The sequence below is a fragment of the Paraburkholderia sp. J10-1 genome (assembly GCF_905220165.1).
GTDB lineage: Bacteria > Pseudomonadota > Gammaproteobacteria > Burkholderiales > Burkholderiaceae > Paraburkholderia.
This window is the reverse complement of the sequence record NZ_CAJMYW010000010.1, coordinates 144872-167866: the sequence shown is the minus strand read 5'-3', so window position 1 is coordinate 167866 and position 22995 is coordinate 144872. Positions and strand designations below refer to the sequence as shown.

The window sequence follows — 22995 nt, the reverse complement described above, 5'->3', positions numbered from 1 at the left end:
GTTCTGCTTGTTTTGGTTGGCTTGGGTTACCGTGGGACTGCTGGCGGCGTGGCAACTGCATGGCAACTGCGTGGCAACTGCGTGGCAACGACCACGCGCGCTTCACGCGAAGACGCGGGTTTAGTCCTCCGGATCGCCCTGCAGCGAGGGGTGCTCGTTCCAGTGCAGTTTCTTGCGCAGCGTGCGGAAGTAGCTATAGCCGACCGGGTGCAGGAAGGGCACCGTGTGGCGCGAGCGGCGCACCTCGATCACGTCGTTCAGTTCGAGTGCCGTGAACGATTGCATGTCGAAGTTCACGTTGACGTCGCGGCCCGCCACGATCTGGATGCTCACCTTGGAGTCGTCGGGCAGCACGATCGGGCGGTTCGAGAGCGCGTGCGGCGCGATCGGCACGAGCACGATGCCTTGCAGCTGCGGATGCAGGATCGGCCCCTGCGACGAGAGCGCGTAAGCGGTCGAGCCGGTGGGCGTCGCGACGATCAAACCGTCCGAGCGCTGGTTGTACATGAAGCGGCCATCCACGTTCACGCGCAGCTCGGCCATGCCGGAAAAGCCGCTGCGGTTCACGACCACGTCGTTGAAGGCTAGCGCGTGGTAGATCGGGTCGCCGTCGCGCGTGATGCGCGACTCCAGCAGCGAACGCTCCTCGCGCTCGAACGAGCCCGCGAGCAGTTGCGGCACGACTTCCTGCATCTCGGAGAACGCGATGTCGGTAATGAAGCCGAGCCGCCCATGGTTGATGCCGATGAGCGGCGTGCGGTACGGCGCGAGCTGGCGGCCGATGCCGAGCATCGTGCCGTCGCCGCCGAGCACGACAGCCACGTCCGCGCGCGCCCCGATCTCGGCGGGTTGCAGCGCGGGATAGCCTTGCGTGCCGATTTCCTCTGCGGTCTGCGCTTCGAACACGACCTCGAAGCCGCGCTTCGAAATGGTCTGGGCGAGCGCCATCAGCGGCTCGGCGATGCCTGGCGTATTGCTGCGCCCAACGAGCGCAACAGTCTTGAACTGGCTCTGGATCTTCTGGATCTGCATGCCGGCATTACACCATAGTCACGTCGCGAAAAGAACCTGGCGCAGACCGGGACAGGCCCGCCGGGCCTTGCGCGCCACGCCTTCCAGCCCGCCGCCGGTGACACGGCGATGACAAGGCGCGAGCTATCGCGCGAAGTACCGGGGCGCCGCACCCCGAGCCGAAGGTACGCCCGCCAGGCACGGTCTGGCGGCGCACTCGCGGCCAACCCGCCGTTAGGCTAAAATTTTGAGTCATGCTAGATCCTCGCGCACAAACCCTCCTCAAAACGCTGATCGAGCGCTACATCGCCGAAGGTCAGCCGGTCGGCTCGCGCACGCTGTCGCGCTATTCCGGCCTGGAATTGAGCCCGGCGACGATCCGCAACGTCATGTCTGACCTCGAGGAGCTGGGTCTCGTGTCCAGCCCGCATACGTCGGCGGGGCGTGTGCCCACGCCGCGCGGGTATCGCCTGTTCGTCGACACCATGCTCACCGTCGAGCCCGGCTCCGACGACGACGCGGTGACGCGCGCGGTGAAGACCACGCTACGCCCCGGCGAGCCGCAGAAGGTGGTGGCGGCCGCCGCCAGCGTGCTCTCGAACCTCTCGCAGTTCGCGGGCGTGGTGCTGACGCCCCGGCGCAGCCACGTGTTCAAGCAGATCGAGTTCATGCGCCTGTCCGACAAGCGCATCCTGCTGATCATCGTGACGCCCGAAGGCGATGTGCAGAACCGCATCATGGCGACGCAGCGCGACTTCTCGCCTTCCGAGCTCGTCGAAGCTTCGAATTACATCAACGCGCACTTCGCTGGCCTGTCGTTCGACGAGGTGCGCCGCCGCCTGCGCGAGGAAATCGACGCGCTGCGCGGCGACATGACCTCGCTCATGCACGCGGCCGTGACCGCGAGCACCGAAGAGCCCGAAAGCGGCGACACCTTGCTCATTTCCGGCGAACGCAACCTGCTCGAAGTGGCCGATCTTTCGTCGGACATGGCGCGCCTGCGCAAGCTCTTCGACGTGTTCGACCAGAAAACCAGCCTCCTGCAGCTGCTCGACGTCTCGAGCCACGCGCAGGGCGTGCAGATTTTCATTGGCGGCGAGTCCCAACTCGTGCCGATCGAGGAAATGAGCGTGGTGACGGCGCCCTACGAGGTGAACGGCAAGATCGTCGGTACGCTCGGCGTGATCGGGCCGACGCGCATGGCGTACAACCGGGTGATTCCGATCGTCGATATCACCGCGCGCCTGCTCTCGCTCACGCTCAGCCAGAACTGAGCGCCGCCACCGGCCCGCTGCATCGGCTATCAGGCACACCTGTCTTTCCGAAGATCATCCCCGAAACGCTTGCCGCGCGCCATCGGCCGAATGGCCAATGCCAGGCAAACTCAGGCAACCCCTGACAACGCACGGCGACCCGCGCCGGCGCGGGCCGGTTTGGGCCGCCAGGACCGCCCGCTATAATGATTGTTTCGTGTAACCGTTGCTGCGCACTCGCGCGGCGCCACTGATCGCCTATGCGTTTCGACCTGGAGCGGCCTTCGCAGTCCGCCGCGGCGCATCGCGTCGCCGTGCTGCTCATCAACCTGGGTACGCCGGACGCGCCCACGCCGCGCGCCGTGCGCCGCTATCTCGCGCAGTTTCTGTCCGATCCGCGCGTGGTCGAGATTCCGGCCCCGATCTGGCAGGTCATCCTGCGCGCGTTGATCCTGCCGTTTCGCGGCCGTTCGTCGGCGAAGAAGTACGCGGCGGTCTGGACGCCCGAGGGCTCGCCGCTGCGCGTGCACACGCAAAAGCAGACCGAGGGCCTGCGCCATCTGCTGCAGATCAACGACTACACGGTCCTCGTCGATTACGCGATGCGCTACGGCACGCCCGACATCCCGGCGATGCTGAACCAGCTCAAGCTGGCGGGCGCGGAACGCATCCTGCTCGTGCCGATGTATCCGCAGTACTCGGCGTCGACCACGGCCACGGCGTTCGACGCGGCCTTCGTCGCGCTGCGCCGCATGCGCAACCAGCCGGAAGTCCGCACGGTGCGTGGCTACCACGACCATCCGGCGTATATCGCGGCGCTCGCGGCCCAGGTGCATCAGTACTGGCACGCGCACGGCAAGCCCAATTTCGCGGCGGGCGACCGCCTCGTACTGAGCTTTCACGGCGTGCCGAGCCGCACGCTCGATCTGGGCGACCCGTACCACGACCAGTGCCAGCAAACGGCCGCGCTACTCACGCACGCGCTGGAACTGACGCCGGTCGAATGCCGGGTGACCTTCCAGTCGCGCTTCGGGAGGGCGCAGTGGCTGCAGCCATATACGGCGCCCACGCTGCGGGAACTGGGCGCCGGCGGCGTGCGCCGCGCAGATGTGTTCTGCCCCGGTTTCACGGCCGATTGCCTTGAAACCATCGAGGAAATCGGCATGGAAGTGCGCGACGAATTCCTGCACGGCGGCGGCAAGGAATTCCATCGCATCCCGTGCCTGAACGCTTCGCACGCGTGGATCGCGGCGCTGGGCGAAATTGTTGCGCAACACCTGCAGGGCTGGCCGGTGCAGGCCGCGGCGCCGGCCGGTGCGGTGGCGTGACCCTGCAGATTGAGCGGCGCATTGCGGAAAGCCTCTGATGAACTACAAGATTTCGACTGAACCTGGCGCGCGGCTGCGCATCGACAAATGGCTATGGGCGGCGCGCTTCTTCAAGACGCGCTCGCTCGCCTCGGACGCCGTAGGCAAGGGGCACGTGCGCATTGGCGGCGACGCCGTGAAGGCATCGAAGGACGTGCGCGTGGGCGACCTCGTCGAAATTGAGATCGATCACGTGGTGTGGGAAGTGCAGGTGCTGGGAATTTGCGAGGTGCGCGGCCCGGCCAGCATCGCGCAAACGCTCTACGCGGAAACCGAGGCCGGGCGCGAGAGGCGCGCGGCGGAACAGGAGCGGCGCCGGCTCTTTCGCGAACCGGCTGCCGTGTTGCAAGGCAGGCCGACCAAGCGCGACCGCCGCACTATCGACAAATTTTCGCGTGAGGGTTGAACAGCGCTTCCATCGTAGCGTGCACGCCCCCGTATTCCGTCGTGTTTTCGTTCACGGCGCCCGACATGCAGATGGTCGTAGTTCCGGCGATGAGTACCAGCGCGACCACCGATATGGCAAAGGTCAGTTTCACGGTACTCCCCTTGGGATCGCGGCAAAACGGCCAGTTTCTGGGCCCGGTTAGCGTTTTTATGTGCAGCGAAGCCGCTAAACAAATTTGCTGACCGCAGGCCCATTCGGTGCGGTGCCAGGCTCAGGGTAAACGCGCCGTGAGCAGCACCTGTTCCTGAGTGTAGGTCAGGGATGTCCCGTACTCAATTTCATTTTTGCGGCGGTGCAGTAATGATTGTTACAGGCAGTTTCGCGGCTTTGATCTCTGTATAAAAAAGCCGCGGGAGCCTCTTGAAACAAGCGATCCGGCACCCATGTGCTGTCGCAATGTACAAAGCCAATGTCGCGCCGGCGCAACGGTCGCCGGTGTAGCAGGGAGGGCCGCCGAAACGGCGCCCGACGCTTTGTTCCCTTTTTCACTATTCAACGACGTTCAGCGACATGGAAAACACGCAAGAGAACCCGACGAGCCAGAACCCCACGCCCGCGGACGAGGCGTCGCAAGCAGCAGCCCAGCCGCAAGCGGCTGAGGCGGCCGAGCAGGCAGCCCAAGGCGGCGTGGACCAGAACGCCGCGGCCCTTGCCGAGGCCGCGCTGGCCGAAGCGCAGGCTAAGGTCGCCGAATTGCAGGACGCGTTCGTGCGGGCCAAGGCCGAGACGGAGAACGTCCGCCGCCGCGCGCAGGAAGACGTCGCCAAGGCGCACAAGTTCGCCATCGAGAACTTCGCCGAACATCTGCTGCCGGTCATGGACAGCCTCGAAGCCGCGCTCGCTCATAACTCGGACGACCTCGCCAAGGTCAACGAAGGCGTCGAGCTCACGCTCAAGCAGCTGACCGGCGCGCTCGAGAAGGGCCGTGTCCTCGCCATCAACCCCGTTGGCGAGAAGTTCGACCCGCACCGTCACCAGGCCATCTCGATGGTGCCGTCCGAGCAAGAAGCGAACACGGTGGTCAGCGTGCTGCAAAAGGGCTATGTGATCGCCGACCGCGTGCTGCGTCCGGCGCTCGTGACCGTTTCGGCACCGAAGTAATGAAAACGTAATAAATGCGACGGCCTGAAGGCAGCAAAAGGGCCCCGCAATTGAAAAAAATGATGGAACGCATAGCCCAAACCCCTTGAAATCGCCGTAACGGCACTTATTTGGGCAGCAGTTCCGTATTGAAGTGGACGCCAGCCGCGCACAAGGGAAAACGCGGCTCGAGCATGCAGTTACCTGCGCAGCGCGAAAGCGGCGTCCGCACAGCGATCAAAATCTGGAGATTTGAGAAAAATGGGCAAAATCATCGGTATCGACCTCGGCACCACCAACTCGTGCGTGGCGCTGATGGAAGGCAATCAGGTCAAGGTGATCGAGAACTCGGAAGGCGCTCGTACGACGCCGTCGATCATCGCCTACATGGACGACAACGAAGTGCTGGTCGGCGCGCCGGCCAAGCGCCAGTCGGTCACCAACCCGCGCAACACGCTGTACGCAGTCAAGCGCCTGATCGGCCGCCGCTTCGAAGAGAAGGAAGTGCAGAAGGACATCGGCCTGATGCCCTACAAGATCGTCAAGCACGACAACGGCGACGCATGGGTCGAAGCGCATGGCTCGAAGCTCGCGCCGTCGCAGGTTTCGGCTGAAGTGCTGCGCAAGATGAAGAAGACCGCTGAAGACTACCTCGGCGAGCCGGTCACCGAAGCCGTGATCACGGTTCCCGCGTACTTCAACGACAGCCAGCGTCAGGCAACCAAGGACGCCGGCCGTATCGCCGGTCTGGAAGTCAAGCGCATCATCAACGAACCGACGGCAGCCGCGCTCGCGTTCGGTCTGGACAAGGCCGAAAAGGGCGACCGCAAGATCGCCGTGTTCGACCTCGGCGGCGGCACGTTCGACATCTCGATCATCGAAATCGCGGACGTTGACGGCGAAATGCAGTTCGAAGTGCTCTCGACCAACGGCGACACGTTCCTCGGCGGCGAAGACTTCGACCAGCGCATCATCGATTACATCATCGGCGAGTTCAAGAAAGAGCAGGGCGTCGACCTCTCGAAGGACGTGCTCGCGCTGCAACGCCTGAAGGAAGCTGCGGAAAAGGCCAAGATCGAACTGTCGTCGGGCCAGCAGACCGAAATCAACCTGCCGTACATCACGGCGGACGCCTCGGGTCCGAAGCACTTGAACCTGAAGATCACGCGCGCCAAGCTGGAAGCGCTGGTCGAAGACCTGATCGAGCGCACCATCGAGCCGTGCCGCGTCGCGATCAAGGACGCAGGCGTGAAGGTCGGCGACATCGACGACGTGATTCTCGTCGGCGGCCAGACGCGTATGCCGAAGGTGCAGGAAAAGGTGAAGGAGTTCTTTGGCAAGGACCCGCGCCGTGACGTGAACCCGGACGAAGCCGTGGCCGTTGGCGCCGCGATTCAAGGCCAGGTGCTGTCGGGCGACCGCAAGGACGTGCTGCTCCTCGACGTGACCCCGCTGTCGCTCGGTATCGAGACGCTCGGCGGCGTGATGACGAAGATGATCAACAAGAACACCACGATCCCGACCAAGCACGCTCAGGTGTACTCGACGGCGGACGACAGCCAGTCGGCCGTGACGATCAAGGTGTTCCAGGGCGAGCGCGAAATGGCGGCGGGCAACAAGCTGCTGGGCGAGTTCAACCTCGAAGGCATTCCGCCCGCACCGCGCGGCGTGCCGCAGATCGAAGTGAGCTTTGACATCGACGCGAACGGCATTCTGCACGTGGGCGCGAAGGACAAGGCGACCGGCAAGGAAAACCGTATCACCATCAAGGCGAACTCGGGTCTGTCGGAAGCCGAAATCGAAAAGATGGTGAAGGACGCCGAAGCGAACGCGGAAGAGGATCACCGTCTGCGTGAGCTGGCCGACGCGCGCAACCAGGGCGACGCACTGGTGCACAGCACGAAGAAGGCCGTGGCCGAGTACGGCGACAAGATCGACGCCTCCGAAAAGGAAAAGATCGAAGCCGCACTGAAGGACCTCGAAGAAACGCTGAAAAGCTCGTCGGCCGACAAGGCGACGATCGAGGCGAAGGTCGAGGCGCTGTCGACCGCTTCGCAAAAGCTCGGTGAAAAGATGTACGCCGACATGCAGGCTCAGCAAGCCGGCGCGGCCGGTGCAGCGGGTGCGGGTGCAGCAGGGGCCGGTGCAGCCGAACAAGGCGCGCAGAACAACGCCGACGACGTGGTCGACGCCGAGTTCAAGGAAGTCAAGAAGGACTAAGCCGGTTCGTGGCGGCCATGACCGTTCTGCCTGATCAGCGAACGGTCGTGGTGCTACGAAAGCGGCCGCATCGGTTACGATGCGTGTCAGCATTGCAGCGCCTGGCGAGCCATCCGGCTCTCCGGGCACATTTGTTTTATGGAGGCCGTTCTCTTTCAGGGGCCGCCGCGGCGCAAGAAGCGTCCGTGCGGATGTTCAAAGGAACGGCAAACGGGTCACGAGATCCAGCATTCAAGAGGAGCCGGCGCGCGCCGTGAAGCGCGAGGCCGGCGTTGAACCGATATGGCGAAACGGGATTACTACGAGGTTCTGGGCGTCGCGAAGAACGCGAGCGACGACGAAATCAAGAAGGCGTATCGCAAGCTCGCGATGAAGTACCACCCCGACCGCAATCCGGACAACAAGGATGCGGAAGAGCATTTCAAGGAGGCCAAAGAGGCCTATGAAATGCTGTCGGACTCGCAAAAGCGCGCGGCTTACGACCAGTACGGCCACGCCGGCGTCGATCCCAATATGGGCGGAGCCGGCGCGCAGGGTTTCGGCGGTTTCGCGGACGCTTTCGGCGACATCTTCGGCGATATCTTCGGCCAGGCCGCAGGCGGCGCACGCGGCGGCCAGCGCGCCGGCCCGCAGGTGTATCGCGGCGCGGACCTGCGCTACAGCATGGAAATCTCGCTGGAGCAGGCGGCGCACGGCTACGAGACGCAAATTCGCGTACCGGGCTGGAGCGGCTGTGAAGTCTGTCACGGCTCCGGCGCGAAGCCCGGCACGAAGCCCGAAACCTGCCCGACCTGCCATGGTTCGGGTTCGGTGCGCATGTCGCAGGGCTTCTTCAGCATTCAGCAGACCTGCCCGAAGTGCCACGGCACGGGTTCCTACATTCCTGAGCCGTGCACGAACTGTCACGGCGCGGGCAAGGTGAAGGAAACCAAGACGCTGGAAGTGAAGATTCCGGCGGGCATCGACGACGGCATGCGCATTCGCTCGGCCGGCAACGGCGAGCCAGGCATCAATGGCGGACCGTCGGGCGACCTGTACGTCGAGATTCACATCAAGCAGCACGCGGTGTTCGAGCGCGACGGCGACGACCTCCACTGCCAGATGCCGATTCCGTTCACCACGGCGGCGCTCGGCGGCGAGATCGAAGTGCCGACGCTCGCGGGCCGCGCGACCTTCACGGTGCCCGAAGGCACGCAGTCGGGCAAGACGTTCCGTTTGCGCGGCAAGGGCATCAAGGGTCTGCGTTCGAGCATCGCCGGCGATCTGTATGTGCACGTCCAGGTGGAAACGCCGGTCAAGCTCACCGATCACCAGCGCGAAATGCTTCAGCAGTTCGAAAAGTCGCTCGTGGAAGGCGGTTCGCGCCACAGCCCGCAGAGCAAGAGCTGGTTCGACCGCGTGAAGAGCTTCTTCGACTGATGCGCTTTTCCGGCGTCACCATGCAGTAAGCAGGTCAATGGCAGGTAGTTAGCGTAATGGCAGTCAATCCTGGCGGCACGGCGGGTGCCGCAATTTTCGCGCTGCTCGACGACGGCGACTCGACTGCGGACAACCGCTCGAGCCGCCTCTACACGGGGTTCGTGCGCGAGCTTGCCTGCGAGCGCGCCGCGGATCTCGACGCGGTGTGTTCGCAGGTCAACGCCGAACTGAGCGCAGGATCGCATGCGCTCGTGATCGGCGACTACGAGTTCGGGCGCGCGCTCGAATTCACGAAACGCGACACAGCTTCATCCATCGAAACGCAGCACGGCCACGCCGCGCTGCGTTTTTTATTGTTCGAACGCTGCGAAAAGCGCTCGCGCGACGAGGCCGATGCGTGGCTCGCGGCGCAAGAGGGCAACGAGGCACCCGCGCCGGCAGGCGTGGCGGGCGTGACGATCGGTGTCGATCGCGCGCGCTTCGAGCAGGACATCGCCGCCGTGCAGGACGCCTTGCGCGCGGGCGACTCGTATCAGATCAACTACACATATCGGCTCGGCTTCGAGGCGTATGGTTCGCCGCTCGCGCTTTACCGCCGCTTGCGTGAGCGTCAGCGTGTGCGTTACGGCGCGCTGATCGCGTTGCCGGGCGATCGTTGGGTGCTCTCGTGTTCGCCGGAGCTATTCGTGGAGAAGCGCGGCGAAACGTTGCGCGCGAAACCAATGAAGGGCACGGCCGCGCGTTGCGCCGACGCGCAGCAAGACGCCGCCGCCGCGCGTTTTCTCGCGAGCGATCCGAAGAACCGCGCTGAAAACGTGATGATCGTCGACCTGCTGCGCAACGACCTTTCGCGCGTCGCGCAAACCGGCTCGGTGCGCGTGCCGGCGCTCTTCAGCGTGGAGCCCTATGCTTCGGTCTGGCAGATGACCTCGACAGTGGAAGCGACGCTGCGCGAAGGCACGACATTCGCCGACGCCATGCGCGCGCTCTTTCCGTGCGGGTCGATCACGGGTGCGCCCAAGCATCGGACGATGGAGCTGATCGAAGCACTCGAGCATGCGCCGCGCGGGCTGTACACGGGCACGATAGGCTGGCTCGAAGCGCCGGCGGCAGACGAGACTTGCGGCGACTTTTGCCTCTCGGTCGTGATCCGCACGTTGACACTCGATGCGCCTTCCAGGGGCGCGGGAGGCGCGCGGCGCGGCGAAATGGGTGTAGGTGCGGGCATTGTGCTCGACAGCGTGGCCGCCGACGAATACGAGGAGTGCCGCTTGAAAGCCCGTTTTCTGACCGATGCCGATCCGGGTATCGAATGCTTCGAAACAATGTACGCGACGCGTGCTGGCGGCGTGCGCCACGTGGAGCGTCATCTCGCGCGGCTCGCGGCGAGTGCTGCGTGGTTCGGTTTCCCATGCGACGTGCAAGCCATGCGCGCGCGCATCGACGAAACTTGCGCCACGTTTGCAGACGATCACGCGCCGCACCGTATGCGCCTCGCGCTCGGCAAGAGCGGGGCGGCCACGCTGACGAGCGCGCCGCTCGCCGCGCTCGCGCACGATACCGTGGGCGTGCTGCTCGCGCCCGACCACGGTTTTGCGCCGATCGAATCCGCCGACGCGCTGTTGCTGCGCAAGACCACACGCCGCGCCGAATTCGATCGCGCATGGCGCGAGGCCGAAGCGCTGGGCGGCTTCGACATGCTGTTCTTCAACGAGCGCGGCGAGCTGACCGAAGGCGGCCGTTCGAACGTCTTCGTGAAGCTGAACGGCACGTGGTTCACGCCGCCGCTCGCCTCGGGCGTGCTGCCGGGCGTGATGCGCGGTGTAATGCTCGACGACGAGACGTTCGGCGCACAAGAGCGCGTGCTTACGCGCGACGATGTGCTCAACGCCGAAGCCTTGATGCTGACGAACGCGCTGCGTGGCGCGGTGCCGGCGCGCTTGCAGCGATGAAGCAGCCGTAGCACGCACCATATAAAAAGCGCGCTCAATCTGGAGCGCGCTTTTTTTTCTGCGAAGCAAAATCGCCGGATCAGAACACGTGTTCCGGGCCAGGGAACGTGCCTTCCTTCACCGCCTGCACATACGCGCGTACAGCCGATTCGATATCGGGCTGACCGGCCATGAAATCCTTCACGAAGCGCGGCCGCTTGCCGGGGAAAATGCCGAGCATGTCGTGCAGCACGAGCACCTGGCCCGAGCAGTCCACGCCCGCGCCAATGCCGATCGTCGGAATGCGCAACTGCTTCGTGACTTCCGCACCGAGCCCCGCGGGCACGGCCTCGATCACCACGAGTTGAGCGCCCGCGTCCTGCAGCGCGAGTGCGTCGCGAATCAGCTGGGTGGCGGCCGCATCGCTCTTGCCCTGCACCTTGAAGCCGCCGAAGGCATGCACCGACTGGGGCGTAAGGCCGATGTGCGCGCACACGGGCACGGCGCGCTCCACGAGCATCTTCACCGTGGGCGCGAGCCACTCGCCGCCCTCGATCTTCACCATCTGCGCACCGGCGCGCATGAGTTTCACCGAGTTCGCGAACGCGTCTTCGGGCGTGCCGAAGGTGCCGAACGGCAGGTCTGCAACGATCAGCGCCTTGGTTTGCACACGCGCCACACACGCCGTGTGATACGCGATGTCGTCGATAGTGACGGGCAGCGTCGTGCTGTGGCCCTGGAGCACGTTGCCGAGCGAGTCGCCGATCAGCACCGTATCGACGCCCGCGCGGTCGCACAGCGCCGAGAAGCTCGCGTCGTAGCAGGTCAGCATGGCGATGCGCTCGCCGGCGTCGCGCATGGCCTGGAGTTTGGGCACGGTGACCGCGCTGCGGCTCGTTTCCTGCAGGTAAGTCATGGGGAAATCCGTTGGGAAAGGGAAAAACGGGGAGGGGCTGCGCCGCTCGTTCGATCGATCGAGTCGCTATAGCCGTTGAAACGGCTATAGCGACGTGCCCTTGACGAAGGATTCCTTGCGGCCGCGCATCGTCTCGATACGTTCGGCAACGAGCGCGAGGTCCGCATCGGAATCGAGCAGATCCAGATGTTCCGCGCCGACGGTGAGCACCGGCGCATGATCGTAATGATAGAAAAAATCGTTGTAGCTGTCGCAGAGCGCACGCAGGAAGGCGCTCGAGATAGGCAGCTCGCGCGGTGTCGCCCGCTTCTGGATGCGCGCGTAGAGCGCCTCGGGGCTCGCCTGCAGGTAGACCACGAGGTCGGGTGCAGGCGCGGACGAAGTCAAACGCGAGGCGAGCGCGCGGTACAGCGGCAGTTCGTCTTCAGCGAGCGTGAGGCGTGCGAAGAGGTCGTTGCGTTCGGCGAGGAAGTTCGTGACGAGCGGCGCGTTCGTTGCCCGGCGCATGGCCACTTCGCGCGACAGCTGCTCGCGCTGCAAGGCGATATGCAACTGCGCGGCGAGCGCATGCGACGAAGGCGCGGTGTCGCGATAGACGCGTTCCAGAAACGGATTGTCTGCGTTCGATTCGAAGAGGGTCTGCATCGACCAGCGTTCTGCGAGGCGCGTGGCGAGCGTGGTCTTGCCCGCGCCGATCGGCCCTTCGATGACGATGTACTGGAGCGCCGCGGGCCGCGTGGCGCGCGCGCTGACGACGGGCAGGGGGGCCGTGCTCATCGGCAGTTGCCGGCGGGCGGTGTGTCCGGCGCGGGCGCTGTGCCCATGCACTGGCACAGTGGCTTGACCTTCTCGATGCGCTGGTCGGCCACGGCGGCGAGAAACGCGCTGGCAGGCCCCAGACCCGGAATCACGAGTTCGGGGTCGATCTCGACGAGCGGCACGAGTGCGAATGCGCGGCCCGTCATGCGCGGATGCGGCACGACAAGGTCGGTTTCGTCGATGGAGGCGCTGCCGTAAATCAGGATGTCGATGTCGAGCGTGCGGGGCGCGTTGCGAAAGGGACGCTCCCGGCCGAAGTGATGCTCCACGCGCTGGCAAAGCGCGAGCAGCGCGTGAACGTCGAGACTCGTCTCGATCTTCACGACGCAGTTGTAATAGTCGTCGCCGCCCGCGTCGATGGGCGCGGTGCGGTACAGACTCGATTTGGCGACGACGGTGAGGGTGTGCTGTTGTGCGAGGCACACCACCGCGTCTTTGAGGGTTTGGCGCGCATCCCCCAGATTCGCGCCAATTCCCAGCCAGGCAACCGTCATGGCTTCACTTCCTGCGACTTTTGTTGCTGTTCGACACATGTGCATCGCGGCTTGCCGCGACGCCGCACGGCGTCAGTCCTCATGCGGACCGGTGTGGCCGTCATAGTCTGCACTGCTGGCTTCCTGCTCGTCACCGCCTGCGTCGGCTTCCGACGCAGCACCTTCACCCGTTCTGCGGCTTTTCGCGCCGCCGCGGCGGCGGCGCTTGCGCGGCGAGCGTTCCTTGCCGCCCTGCGAGAGCAGCGCCTCGCGCGCGGCGATGTCGCCGGAAATGAAGTCTGTCCACCATTGGCCGATTTCGGCGTCCAGTTCGCCCGATTCGCAGCGCAGCAGGAGGAAATCATACCCTGCTCTAAATCTTTGGTGTTCCAGCAGCTTGAGCGCGCCGCGGCCTCGCTTTTCAAGGCGCAGCTGCAGGCCCCAGATCTCGCGCATGTCCGACGAGAAGCGGCGATGGATCGCGAGCTTCTCTGTTTGCGCGTCGATTACGTCGTCCATCGCGCGATGCAGCGCCGGCACCGGGATTTCGCCCGCAGCCGTGTACTGTTGCCAGCGCTGCTGCACGTCGTGCCAAAGCAGCGTGGCGAACAGGAAGCCCGGCGACACCGGCTTGCCCGCGCGCACGCGCGCGTCGGTGTTCGAGAGCGCGAGCGTGATGAAACGCTCACCCTGCGGCTGCTCGAGAATTACGTCGAGGAGCGGCAGGAGGCCATGATGCAGGCCTTCCTTGCGCAGCCACCGCAGGCACTCGAGCGCGTGGCCGGAGAGCAGCAGCTTGAGCATTTCGTCGAACAGACGCGCCGCAGGCACGTTGTTGATGAGGTCCGCGAGTTTCGTGATCGGCTCGCGCGTGTTCTCCTCGATCTCGAAGCCGAGCTTCGCCGCGAAACGCACGACGCGCATCATGCGCACCGGATCTTCGCGGTAGCGCGTGGCCGGGTCGCCGATCATGCGCAACAGGCGCGCGCGCATGTCGGCCATCCCGTTGTGATAGTCGAGCACCGTCTGCGTGGCCGGATCGTAGTACATCGCGTTGATCGTGAAGTCGCGGCGCGTGGCGTCTTCGTGCTGCTCGCCCCAGACGTTGTCGCGCAGCACCCGGCCGCTCGCATCGACGGCGTGGGTCTTGCGGTCGAGCTCGTCGCGGCGCATGCGCTTCGCGGGCGCCGGAGCGGGCGCGGCATCGGCGGGCGGGGCGTCCACCAGCGCGCGGAACGTCGAGACCTCGATGATTTCCTGGCCGAACTGCACGTGCACGATCTGGAAGCGCCGGCCGATGATGCGCGCGCGACGGAACAGCTTCTGCACCTGGTCGGGCGTGGCGTCGGTGGCCACGTCGAAGTCCTTCGGCGCGACGCCGAGCAGAAGGTCGCGCACCGCGCCGCCCACGATGAACGCCCGGAAGCCCGCTTGCTGCAGGCCTTCGGTCACGCGCACGGCGTTGCGCGAGATGAGCGCGGGGTTGATGCCGTGGACGTCGGCGGAAAGGATGACGGGCGTGGCCGGATCGGGCGCGCCTTTGCTGCCGCGCGGCTTCGACGTCTTCTGCGCGCTGGCCGGTTTGCGGCGCGCGCGGGTCGCGCCGGCAGCGGCGGCCGCGCCTTCATGCGAGGCCGTGTGCGGATCGGCGGCGGGGGCTTCGGTGTCTTGCGCCGCTTCGGCGTCGTCCTGGCCGAACAGCTTGCGGATGAGTTTCTTGATCACTGGGCTTGGAACAAATCGAGGATGCGCCAGCCCGCTTGTTGCGCGTGAGCGCGCAGGGTGTCGTCGGGGTTGGTGGCGATCGGGTCGGTGACTTTTTCGAGCAGCGGGATGTCGTTGTGCGAGTCGCTATAGAAGTAGCTGTGCTCGAAGTCCGACCAGCTTTTGCCAAGCGACGCGAGCCAGGCTTCGACACGCACGATCTTGCCTTCGCGGTAGCTCGGCGTGCCCGTCGGGCGGCCGGTGAAGGCCGATGCCGGATGGCCGTCCACGGTTTCGACTTCGCACGCGATCAGCTTGTCCACGCCGAACACCTCGGCGATGGGCGCCGTGATGAATTCGTTGGTGGCCGTGACCACGCAGCAAAGATCGCCCGCTTCCTTGTGCTTCTTCACGAGTTCGACCGCGCTCGGCAGGATGGTCGGCTTGATCACCTCGTGCATGTACTGGTCGTGCCATTCCTTCAACTGCGCGCGAGAATATTTCGCGAGCGGCGTGAGCATGGCGACGAGGTACGCGTGGATGTCGAGCTTGCCGGCCTTGTAGTCGGCATAGAAGCGGTCGTTTTGCTCCGCAAAGCGCTCGCCGTCGACAATGCCGAGCTTCACCATGAAGCGGCCCCATTCGTGGTCGCTGTCGGTGGGGATCAGGGTGTGATCGAGGTCAAAAAGTGCAAGGTTAGCCATGGGCGCTCATTTTACTTGAAGCGGGGGACGCCGTTGCCGCCGCCGGCGGGCGGCGTCGGCGCGGCGGGGTCCGCGGGGGATTCGGGTGCGGGAGGCGTCTCGCTTGCGGCGGACGATTCGCTGTCTTGCACGTGGGACGGATCGGGCGTTGCCGGCGCTTGGGCCGATGTTTCTTGCGGCGCTTCACCGGTGCTCACGGCGACGCTTGCCCCGCTGGCGGCGCTCCCGCCCGGCGGATCGAGATCGCCGCGCAGCTCGCCGGTCATTTCGTTGCTCACGTCGGCTTCGACTTCGCCCTTGAGGTCCGTGCCCAGTTCCTTGTGGACGACGTGACGGTATTTGGCCCCTAATTCGCCTTCGACGTTGTCGGTCGGTTTGTCGAAGGGCACGGGCGCCTGTGCGCGTGCCTGCAGGGCCGGTGCTTTCGGCGCTTCGTAGGGCTGGGCGTCGTCGTCGGGCTCTGCCGCGGGCGAAGGCGGCGCGGTCGGCGCATCGAGACCGGCGAGTTGCGCCTGCGCCACGATTTCTTCATCCGGAGCCGCGTCGCGTTCGTCTGCTTCGTCTGCTTCGTCCGCTTGTGCCGCTTCGTTCGTTGGCGCCGGTTCTTCACCGGGAAGCGCATCGTCCGTCGCCGGCGTGCTCGCTACGCTCACCAGATCGCCCACGCCGTTGGCGAGCATCGTGCGCAAGAGGGGCAGCGTCACCGCGCGCTTCTGTTCGAGCGAGAAGCGGTCGAGCGCGTCGAGCAGGCCCATGAGGCTCGGCATGTCGCGCCGGAAGTGCGTGAGCAGGTAGGCGGGCACGTCGTCGGCAAGCGCAATGCCGCGCTCGCGTGCGGCGAGCTTGAGGATCGCCGCCTTGCCTTCGTCGGAGAGCGGCGCGAGGTGGAACACGAGGCCCCAGCCGAGGCGCGTGCGCAGGTCCTCGCGCACGGCGAGACCCATGGGCGGCGCGTTGCCCGTCGCGACGAGCGCGCAGCTCGGGTAGGAGCGCACCTCGTTGAACAGGTTGAAGAGCGCGATCTGCTGCGCGCCCGAGAGCGAATCGCAGTCGTCCACCGCGTAGATCGTCACGCGCGGATCGAACGTGAACGCGGCCAGCGCGCTTTGCGGGCCCAGATAGCGCACGTGGCCCGGCGGCGCCTCGTCGGCGAGCGCGTGCAGCAGATGGCTGCGCCCGTTGCCCGGTTCGCCCCAGACGTAGAACGTGCGATCAGCGACCGGGCCCGCGGTGAGCGCCGCGTCCAGACCGCGCAGGCGCGCGACCAGCTCGGCGTTGGCGCCGATATGGAAGTTGTCGAAGGTCGATGGCGGCGGGGTGCCGAGATCGAGCGTTAACTGTCGCTGCACGGTGTGTCTGGACGGAATCGGTTCTAGTAAAGCGTGCTCTCGCGAGAACTGCGCTGAGATCTGCGGAGATCACTGAGCCGCGAGCGCCGCAGCACGTGGCCGAGGGCGAGCGCGATCCCGGTCCAGATTGCGGCCCGACGCGGGTACTGCGCGAAATACAGTGTGTTCTGCGGCAAAACTCGGTTTCCGGTGGTGGGGCGTCAAGCGAGGCGCGTTCCAAATCTCGCTCCACCCGCGGCGGCGGGGCGCCGTCAATCGGTTAAAATCGCATTTTACCGACCTTCTGGCGCTTCCCCATGAATCAACCGAAATCCGGCCCCGCTAATCAGCCCCAAGGCCTCTCTTACGCCGACGCGGGCGTGGACATGGTCGCGGGTGACGCGCTCGTCGACCGCATCAAGCCCTTTGCGAAGAAGACCCTGCGCGAAGGCGTGATGGGCGGCATCGGCGGTTTCGGCGCGCTCTTCGAAGTGCCGAAGAAGTACAAGGAGCCCGTGCTCGTCTCGGGCACCGACGGCGTGGGCACCAAGCTGCGCCTCGCGTTTCATCTGAACAAACACGACACGGTCGGCCAGGATCTCGTCGCGATGAGCGTGAACGACATCCTCGTGCAGGGCGCCGAGCCGCTGTTCTTCCTCGACTACTTTGCCTGCGGCAAGCTGGACGTCGATACGGCGGCCACCGTCGTGAAGGGCATCGCGCAAGGTTGCGAGCTGTCGGGCTGCGCGCTGATCGGCGGCGAAACGGCCGAAATGCCGGGCATGTACCCCGACGGCGAATACGATCTGGCCGGTTTCGCGGTGGGCGCGGTCGAAAAGAGCAAGATCATCGACGGCAGCACGATCGTCCCGGGCGACGTGGTGCTCGGTCTCGCTTCGAGCGGCATCCACTCGAACGGTTTCTCGCTCGTGCGCAAGATCATCGAGCGCGCACAGCCTGACCTCGCCGCCGACTTCGACGGCCGCTCGCTCGCCGACGCGCTGATGGCCCCCACGCGCATCTACGTGAAGCCGCTGCTCAAGCTGATGGAAACCATCACCGTGAAGGGCATGGCGCACATCACGGGCGGCGGCCTCGTCGAGAACATTCCGCGCGTGCTGCGCGAAGGCCTCACGGCTGAGCTGGATCACGCGGCATGGCCGCTGCCGCCGCTCTTCACGTGGCTGCAACAGCACGGCGGCGTGGCCGATGCAGAAATGCACCGCGTATTCAACTGCGGTATCGGCATGGCCGTGATCGTGGCGGCGGATCAAGCCGATGCGGCGCTCGCGCTCCTGGCCGCTGCGGGCGAGCAAGTGTGGAAGATCGGCGTGGTGCGCGAAAGCAAGGAAGGCGAAGCGCAGACCGTGGTGATCTAAGCTTCACGCGTTGCCGCGCAAAAAAATGCCCGCCATCGATGGCGGGCATTTTTCGTTTGGGCGTAGCGAAATGCGTTACAGCACCGTGCGCACGTGCCAAAGCTCGGGGAACAGCACGACGTCGAGCATCTTGCGCAGATACGGCGCGCCGTTCGTGCCGCCCGTGCCTTGCTTGAAGCCGATGATGCGCTCGACCGTCGTCACGTGGCGAAAGCGCCATTGACGGAACGCGTCTTCGAGATCGACGAGTTCTTCGGCCATCTCGTACAAATCCCAGTACTCCGAAGGATTGCGATACACCTCGAGCCACGCCGCCTCGACCGTGGGGTCGTGTTCGGTCGGCCGCGACCAGTCACGGTTCAAGCGCTCGGGTGCGATGGCAAAGCCGCGCCGCGCGAGCAGGCGAATCACTTCGTCGTAGAACGAGGGCGCTTCGAGCGTCGCTTTGACCTGCTCGAAAATCTCGCCCCGATGCTCGTGCGGCTTGAGCATCTGCGCGTTCTTGTTGCCGAGCAGGAATTCGATCTGCCGGTACTGGTACGACTGGAAGCCCGACGACGCGCCCAGGTACGGCCGCATGGCCGTGTACTCGGAGGGCGTGAGCGTCGAGAGGACGTTCCACGCCTGCACGAGCTGCTCCATGATGCGCGAGACGCGCGCAAGCTGCTTGAACGCGGGCGGCAGCGCGTCGCGATGCACGTTGGCAAGTGCCGCGCGCAGCTCGTAGAGCGCGAGCTTCATCCACAGCTCGCTCGTTTGATGCTGCACGATGAACAGCATCTCGTTGTGGTCGGGCGAGAGCGGGTGCTGCGCATTGAGCACGGCGTCGAGCGCGAGGTAGTCGCCGTAGCTCATCGACTTCGAGAAGTCGAGTTGCGCGTCGTGCCAGCCTTCGCCTTGCGCCGCTTGTTCGGGCGTTTGCGCCGTCGGCGCGACCGCGCCGTGTCCGAACGGGCAGCCGCCGCGTGCGGCGGCTGTGGTTGCACCCGCGGTTTCACCGGCGTCGGGCATGCCTGGGACTTGCATGTGATCGTTCATCTGCCGCTCCTCAGGTCACCGCGCCGCGCTCGGCGAATTCGGGCTTGCGCCAGGCTTCGGTGGCGAGCACATCGCGCAGCGTTTCCACGGCGTCCCACACATCGACGTAACGCAGATACAGCGGCGTGAAGCCGAAGCGCAGCACGCGCGGCTCGCGATAATCGCCGATCACGCCGCGCGCGATCAACGCCTGCATCACCTCATAACCGTGCGGATGCTCGAAGCTCACGTGCGAGCCGCGCTGCGCGTGCTCGCGCGGCGTGACGAGCGTGAGGCCGTATTCCTTGCAGCGCGTCTCGACCAGTTCGATGAAGAGGTCGGTGAGCGCGAGCGACTTGCGTCGAATGGCCTGCATGTCGGTTTGCAGGAACACGTCGAGACCGCATTCGACGAGCGCCATCGAAATGATCGGCTGCGTGCCGCAGAGGTAGCGGGCAATGCCGTCGTCGGGGCGGTACACGGGGTTCATCTCGAACGGCGACTTATGCCCCCACCAGCCCGAAAGCGGCTGCGAGAACGCGCTCTGGTGGCGCTTGGGCACCCACACGAAGCCGGGCGAGCCGGGGCCGCCGTTCAGGTACTTGTACGTGCAGCCCACGGCGTAGTCGGCGTTCGCGCCGTTCAGGTCGACGGGCACGGCGCCCGCCGAATGCGCGAGATCCCACAGTGCGAGCGCGCCTTGTGCGTGAATATGCTCGGTGAGCGCGCGCATGTCGTGCATCTCGCCCGTGCGGTAGTTCACGTGCGTGATCATCGCGACCGCCACGTCTTCGCGGATGGCGGCGCGCAGCTCGGAAGGATCGTCGACGAGGCGCAGTTCATAGCCGCGGTCAAGCTGCTCGATGAGCCCTTGCGCGATGTACAGGTCGCTCGGAAAGTTCGAGCGCTCCGACACGATCACACGGCGCTTCGGGTCGCGCGCGTTCTGCACGCGCAGCGCGGCGGAAAGCGCCTTGAAGAGATTGATCGAGATGGTGTCGGTGACGACGACTTCGTCATCGGCCGCGCCGATCAGCTTCGCGAGCTTGTTGCCGAGGCGCTTGGGCATGGCGAACCAGCCCGCCGTGTTCCAGCTGCGGATGAGGCCTTCGCCCCATTCGCCGCCGATCACGGCCTGCGCGCGCGCGGCCGAGGCCGAGGGCGGCACGCCGAGCGAGTTGCCGTCGAGATAGATGGTGCCGGCCGCGAGCGTGAATTGCTCGCGCAGGGCGGCGAGCGGATCGGCGCGATCGGCTGCCAGGGCTTCGTTGCGGTCGTTCATGTCTGCGTTTCGTGATGTGGCGGGTTTAGCGGGGATTGGGTCGGCGGCGGCTCAAGGCAACGCGCGCAGCACGGCGCGCACGGGGCTTGCGTCTAGCGTCGAGAACTTCAGCGGCAGTGCGATCAGTTCGTAGTCGCCGGGCGTGACGTCGTCGAGCACGACGCCTTCGAGGATCGCCATGCCATGCGCGCGGATGCGGTGATGCGCGTCCATCGTCTTCGATTCCTGCGGGTCGAGCGAAGGCGTGTCGATGCCGATGAGACGCACGCCGTGCGCGGCCAGCAGATCGATCGTCTCCGGCGCGACGGCGCAAAACTTGCTGTCCCAGTGGTCCTGCGGCGCGTGCGCATAGGTGCGCAGCAGCACGCGCGGCGGGATGCCGGGCAGCGCGGCTTCCACGTGTTCGGGCAGCACGAGGGGCGCTGCGCCCACGCAATGAATCACGCGGCACGCACCGATATACGTGTCGAGCGGTACTTCGCCGATCGGCGCGCCTTCGGCGTCGTAGTGCAGCGGGGCGTCGGTGTGCGCGCCGGTGTGCGGCGACAGCGTCACGCGCGCGACGTTGACCGGCGAGCCCGCCTCCATGCGCCAGACGCGCTCGACGCTCACGGTCGTATCGCCAGGCCAGACGGGCGTTGCAGGGTGAATCGGCGGGGAAATGTCTTTGATCTGCGTCATGTCGGTGACGATGTCTCTCCTGATGCTTCGAATGATAGGCAACCCTGCGCGAAATGTGCTTGCGAAAAAAACGCCGCAAACTCCCGTTGTTGGCACATAATTTGTCTTAAGACGGGAATGGAGACCAAATATGAACGCAATCTCGCTTGATGCTACCGATTGCCGTATTCTCGCCGTGCTACAGAACGAGGGGCGGATCAGCAATCTCGACCTTGCGGAGCGCATTTCGCTCTCGCCATCGGCATGCCTGCGCCGTTTGCGGCTGCTCGAGGAGCAGGGCGTGGTGGAGCGTTACCGTGCGAGTCTGAACCGGGAGATTCTCGGCTTCGAGATGGAGGCTTTCGTGCAGGTGTCGATGCGCAACGACCAGGAGAGCTGGCACGAGCGTTTCGTCACGGCGCTGCGCGACTGGCCGGAGGTGGTGGGGGCGTATGTGGTGACGGGCGAGACGCACTACCTGCTGCGCGTGCTCGCGCACAACCTCAAGCACTACTCGGACTTCGTGCTCAACAAGCTGTACAAGGCGCCGGGTGTGATGGACATACGCTCGAACATCGTGCTCACGACGCTCAAGGTGGAAGTGGGCGTGCCGGTGGACCTGATCGCGCAGCGCGAGCCCAAGAGCGCGCCGGCGTAACTGGCAGGGTGCCAATAAGGCGCACTCGGCGCCTTATCGGATATTTCAGAGCGACTGGAGCCGGTGGAACGCGCCGCCGTGGAACACGAGCGGCGAAGCGTCGGTGCCGTCTTCGCGCACGCCGCAGCGTTCCACTTCTCCGACGAAAATCACGTGGTCGCCTTCGTCGTAGCGGCTGCGGTTGTGGCACTCGAACCACGCGATCGCGCCGTCCAGCACGGGCATGCCGGTGTCGCTGGCCGCGTGCGAGACACCCTCGAAGCGGTCGCCCTTCACGGTCGCAAAACGCTTGCACAGGTCGAGCTGCGACGCGGCGAGCACATTGATCACATAATGGCTGTTCGAGCGGAACACGGGCATGGAAGCCGAGCGCGTGGCGAGACTCCACAGCACGAGCGGCGGATTGAGCGAGACCGAGTTGAACGAGCTGGCCGTAATGCCGATGAGCGTGCCGTCGGGCGCGCGCGTCGTGATTACGGTCACGCCGGTGGCGAACTGGCCAAGCGCACGGCGAAATGCGCCGTCGTCGAAGTTGGGCGGGCTGGCGCGGCGGGTCATCGGGGCAGGCCTTCACGGGCCGCGCGCGCGGCGGCGGGAGCAGAAATCGGGATCAACGTCATGTGGAAATTCGGCGAATTGTCACAATTTTAGCGGAAGCGGCGGATGGCGGGTCGCGCGGGGCACCGCGCGGTAGTGTCCGAGGCGAGGCCCGTAACCGCGTCCGCAATCACGATCAAAGGAGCGAACAGCATGAGTCAGACAGTCGAAACGGCCACCCTGGGCGGCGGATGCTTCTGGTGCCTGGAGGCGGTGTATCTGCGCGTGGAGGGCGTCAATGCCGTGGAGTCGGGCTACGCGGGCGGCCACGCGGCGAACCCGAGCTACGAGCAGGTCTGCGACGGCGAGACCGGTCACGCCGAGGTCGTGAAGGTGGACTTCGATCCCGCGAAGATCAGCTATCGCGAGATTCTCGACATCTTTTTCGCGATTCACGATCCCACGCAGCTGAACCGCCAGGGCAACGACGTGGGCACGCAATACCGCTCGGTGATCTTCACGCACTCCGAGGCGCAGCGCGAAACGGCCGAGCAGGCGATTCGCGAACTGGCCGCCGAGGGCGTGTACGACGGCAAGATCGTCACCCAGGTGCTGCCGCTCGACGGCAACTATTTCCCCGCCGAGGCGTACCACCAGAACTACTTCGCGCAACACCCGAACCAGGGCTATTGCTCGTTCGTGGTCGCGCCGAAGGTCGCGAAATTCCGCCAGAAGTTCGCGCACCGGCTCAAGCCGGAATAAGCGCGAGCTGGCGCGCGAGGTTTCGAT

Annotated in this window: 20 protein-coding genes and 1 pseudogene; 10 read left to right on the top strand and 11 right to left on the bottom strand. The window is 65.3% G+C overall.

The features are described from left to right. Window positions 1–120: 120 nt before the first annotated feature. Window positions 121–1032: an NAD kinase gene (locus tag U5A65_RS27915; protein ID WP_321913114.1), complete on the bottom strand. Its 912-nt coding sequence runs from the start codon at window positions 1030–1032 to the stop codon at window positions 121–123. A gap of 233 nt (window positions 1033–1265) precedes the next feature. Here U5A65_RS27915 and hrcA point away from each other — a divergent pair, with 233 nt between their 5' ends. From hrcA to pabB, 7 genes are all read left to right on the top strand, one after another. Then, complete coding sequence (gene hrcA, locus U5A65_RS27910; protein ID WP_321913113.1) at window positions 1266–2285, top strand: heat-inducible transcriptional repressor HrcA; 1020 nt, start codon at window positions 1266–1268, stop codon at window positions 2283–2285. A 239-nt stretch (window positions 2286–2524) separates the two neighbouring features. Then, the gene (gene hemH, locus U5A65_RS27905) at window positions 2525–3592 is read left to right on the top strand and encodes a ferrochelatase (RefSeq protein ID WP_321948556.1); all 1068 of its coding nucleotides are present in this window, start codon (window positions 2525–2527) and stop codon (window positions 3590–3592) included. A gap of 37 nt (window positions 3593–3629) precedes the next feature. Then, the gene (locus U5A65_RS27900) at window positions 3630–4037 is read left to right on the top strand and encodes an RNA-binding S4 domain-containing protein (RefSeq protein ID WP_321934246.1); all 408 of its coding nucleotides are present in this window, start codon (window positions 3630–3632) and stop codon (window positions 4035–4037) included. Window positions 4038–4589: 552 nt separating this feature from the next. Continuing rightward, window positions 4590–5180 carry a nucleotide exchange factor GrpE gene (gene grpE / locus U5A65_RS27895; RefSeq protein WP_321934245.1) on the top strand — a complete coding sequence of 197 codons (591 nt, stop codon included), beginning with the start codon at window positions 4590–4592 and terminating at the stop codon, window positions 5178–5180. Window positions 5181–5420: 240 nt separating this feature from the next. Next, window positions 5421–7379, top strand: a complete 1959-nt coding sequence (gene dnaK / locus U5A65_RS27890; protein ID WP_321913109.1) for a molecular chaperone DnaK — start codon at window positions 5421–5423, stop codon at window positions 7377–7379. Window positions 7380–7661: 282 nt separating this feature from the next. Then, entirely contained in the window at window positions 7662–8798 is a 1137-nt protein-coding gene (gene dnaJ / locus U5A65_RS27885; RefSeq protein WP_321913108.1) for a molecular chaperone DnaJ, read from the top strand. Between the two features lie 56 nt (window positions 8799–8854). Further along, the gene (gene pabB / locus U5A65_RS27880; RefSeq protein WP_321948555.1) at window positions 8855–10750 is read left to right on the top strand and encodes an aminodeoxychorismate synthase component I; all 1896 of its coding nucleotides are present in this window, start codon (window positions 8855–8857) and stop codon (window positions 10748–10750) included. A 79-nt stretch (window positions 10751–10829) separates the two neighbouring features. Here the strand turns inward: pabB and panB are convergent, their stop codons facing one another. From panB to hda, 6 genes and pseudogenes are all read right to left on the bottom strand, one after another. Next, entirely contained in the window at window positions 10830–11645 is an 816-nt protein-coding gene (panB, locus tag U5A65_RS27875; RefSeq protein ID WP_321913106.1) for a 3-methyl-2-oxobutanoate hydroxymethyltransferase, read from the bottom strand. Between the two features lie 84 nt (window positions 11646–11729). After that, entirely contained in the window at window positions 11730–12422 is a 693-nt protein-coding gene (locus U5A65_RS27870; RefSeq protein ID WP_321948554.1) for a deoxynucleoside kinase, read from the bottom strand. Continuing rightward, window positions 12419–12958, bottom strand: a complete 540-nt coding sequence (folK, locus tag U5A65_RS27865; protein WP_321913104.1) for a 2-amino-4-hydroxy-6-hydroxymethyldihydropteridine diphosphokinase — start codon at window positions 12956–12958, stop codon at window positions 12419–12421. The genes U5A65_RS27870 and folK overlap by 4 nt, the downstream gene beginning before the upstream one ends. A gap of 72 nt (window positions 12959–13030) precedes the next feature. Further along, window positions 13031–14662 (bottom strand): polynucleotide adenylyltransferase PcnB, encoded by a 1632-nt coding sequence (gene pcnB, locus U5A65_RS27860; protein WP_321913103.1) that lies wholly within the window; start codon window positions 14660–14662, stop codon window positions 13031–13033. Beyond that, on the bottom strand, window positions 14659–15345 hold the full coding sequence (locus tag U5A65_RS27855; RefSeq protein WP_321913102.1) for an HAD family hydrolase: 687 nt from the start codon (window positions 15343–15345) through the stop codon (window positions 14659–14661). Before U5A65_RS27855 ends, pcnB begins: the two co-directional genes overlap by 4 nt. A gap of 608 nt (window positions 15346–15953) precedes the next feature. Then, a pseudogene (gene hda, locus U5A65_RS27850) lies at window positions 15954–16694 on the bottom strand (DnaA regulatory inactivator Hda); the annotation flags it as partial. A 296-nt stretch (window positions 16695–16990) separates the two neighbouring features. Here hda and purM point away from each other — a divergent pair. Then, entirely contained in the window at window positions 16991–18052 is a 1062-nt protein-coding gene (gene purM, locus U5A65_RS27845) for a phosphoribosylformylglycinamidine cyclo-ligase (RefSeq protein WP_321948553.1), read from the top strand. 75 nt (window positions 18053–18127) lie between these two features. Here purM and kynA read toward each other — a convergent pair whose 3' ends face one another. The 3 genes from kynA to kynB are packed head-to-tail and all read right to left on the bottom strand — an operon-like array spanning window position 18128 to window position 21032. Next, window positions 18128–19090, bottom strand: a complete 963-nt coding sequence (gene kynA / locus U5A65_RS27840) for a tryptophan 2,3-dioxygenase (protein ID WP_321948552.1) — start codon at window positions 19088–19090, stop codon at window positions 18128–18130. A 10-nt stretch (window positions 19091–19100) separates the two neighbouring features. Beyond that, window positions 19101–20351, bottom strand: coding sequence for a kynureninase (gene kynU, locus U5A65_RS27835; protein ID WP_321948551.1), 1251 nt, complete (start codon window positions 20349–20351; stop codon window positions 19101–19103). A gap of 51 nt (window positions 20352–20402) precedes the next feature. Beyond that, window positions 20403–21032 carry an arylformamidase gene (kynB, locus tag U5A65_RS27830; RefSeq protein WP_321948550.1) on the bottom strand — a complete coding sequence of 210 codons (630 nt, stop codon included), beginning with the start codon at window positions 21030–21032 and terminating at the stop codon, window positions 20403–20405. A 130-nt stretch (window positions 21033–21162) separates the two neighbouring features. On the opposite strand from kynB, the gene U5A65_RS27825 reads away from it, so the two are divergent. Then, window positions 21163–21669 carry an Lrp/AsnC family transcriptional regulator gene (locus U5A65_RS27825; RefSeq protein WP_028202039.1) on the top strand — a complete coding sequence of 169 codons (507 nt, stop codon included), beginning with the start codon at window positions 21163–21165 and terminating at the stop codon, window positions 21667–21669. 45 nt (window positions 21670–21714) lie between these two features. Here U5A65_RS27825 and U5A65_RS27820 read toward each other — a convergent pair whose 3' ends face one another. Beyond that, window positions 21715–22227 (bottom strand): flavin reductase family protein, encoded by a 513-nt coding sequence (locus U5A65_RS27820; RefSeq protein WP_321913097.1) that lies wholly within the window; start codon window positions 22225–22227, stop codon window positions 21715–21717. A 192-nt stretch (window positions 22228–22419) separates the two neighbouring features. Here U5A65_RS27820 and msrA point away from each other — a divergent pair, with 192 nt between their 5' ends. Continuing rightward, entirely contained in the window at window positions 22420–22968 is a 549-nt protein-coding gene (gene msrA / locus U5A65_RS27815; protein WP_321913096.1) for a peptide-methionine (S)-S-oxide reductase MsrA, read from the top strand. Window positions 22969–22995: the final 27 nt, after the last annotated feature.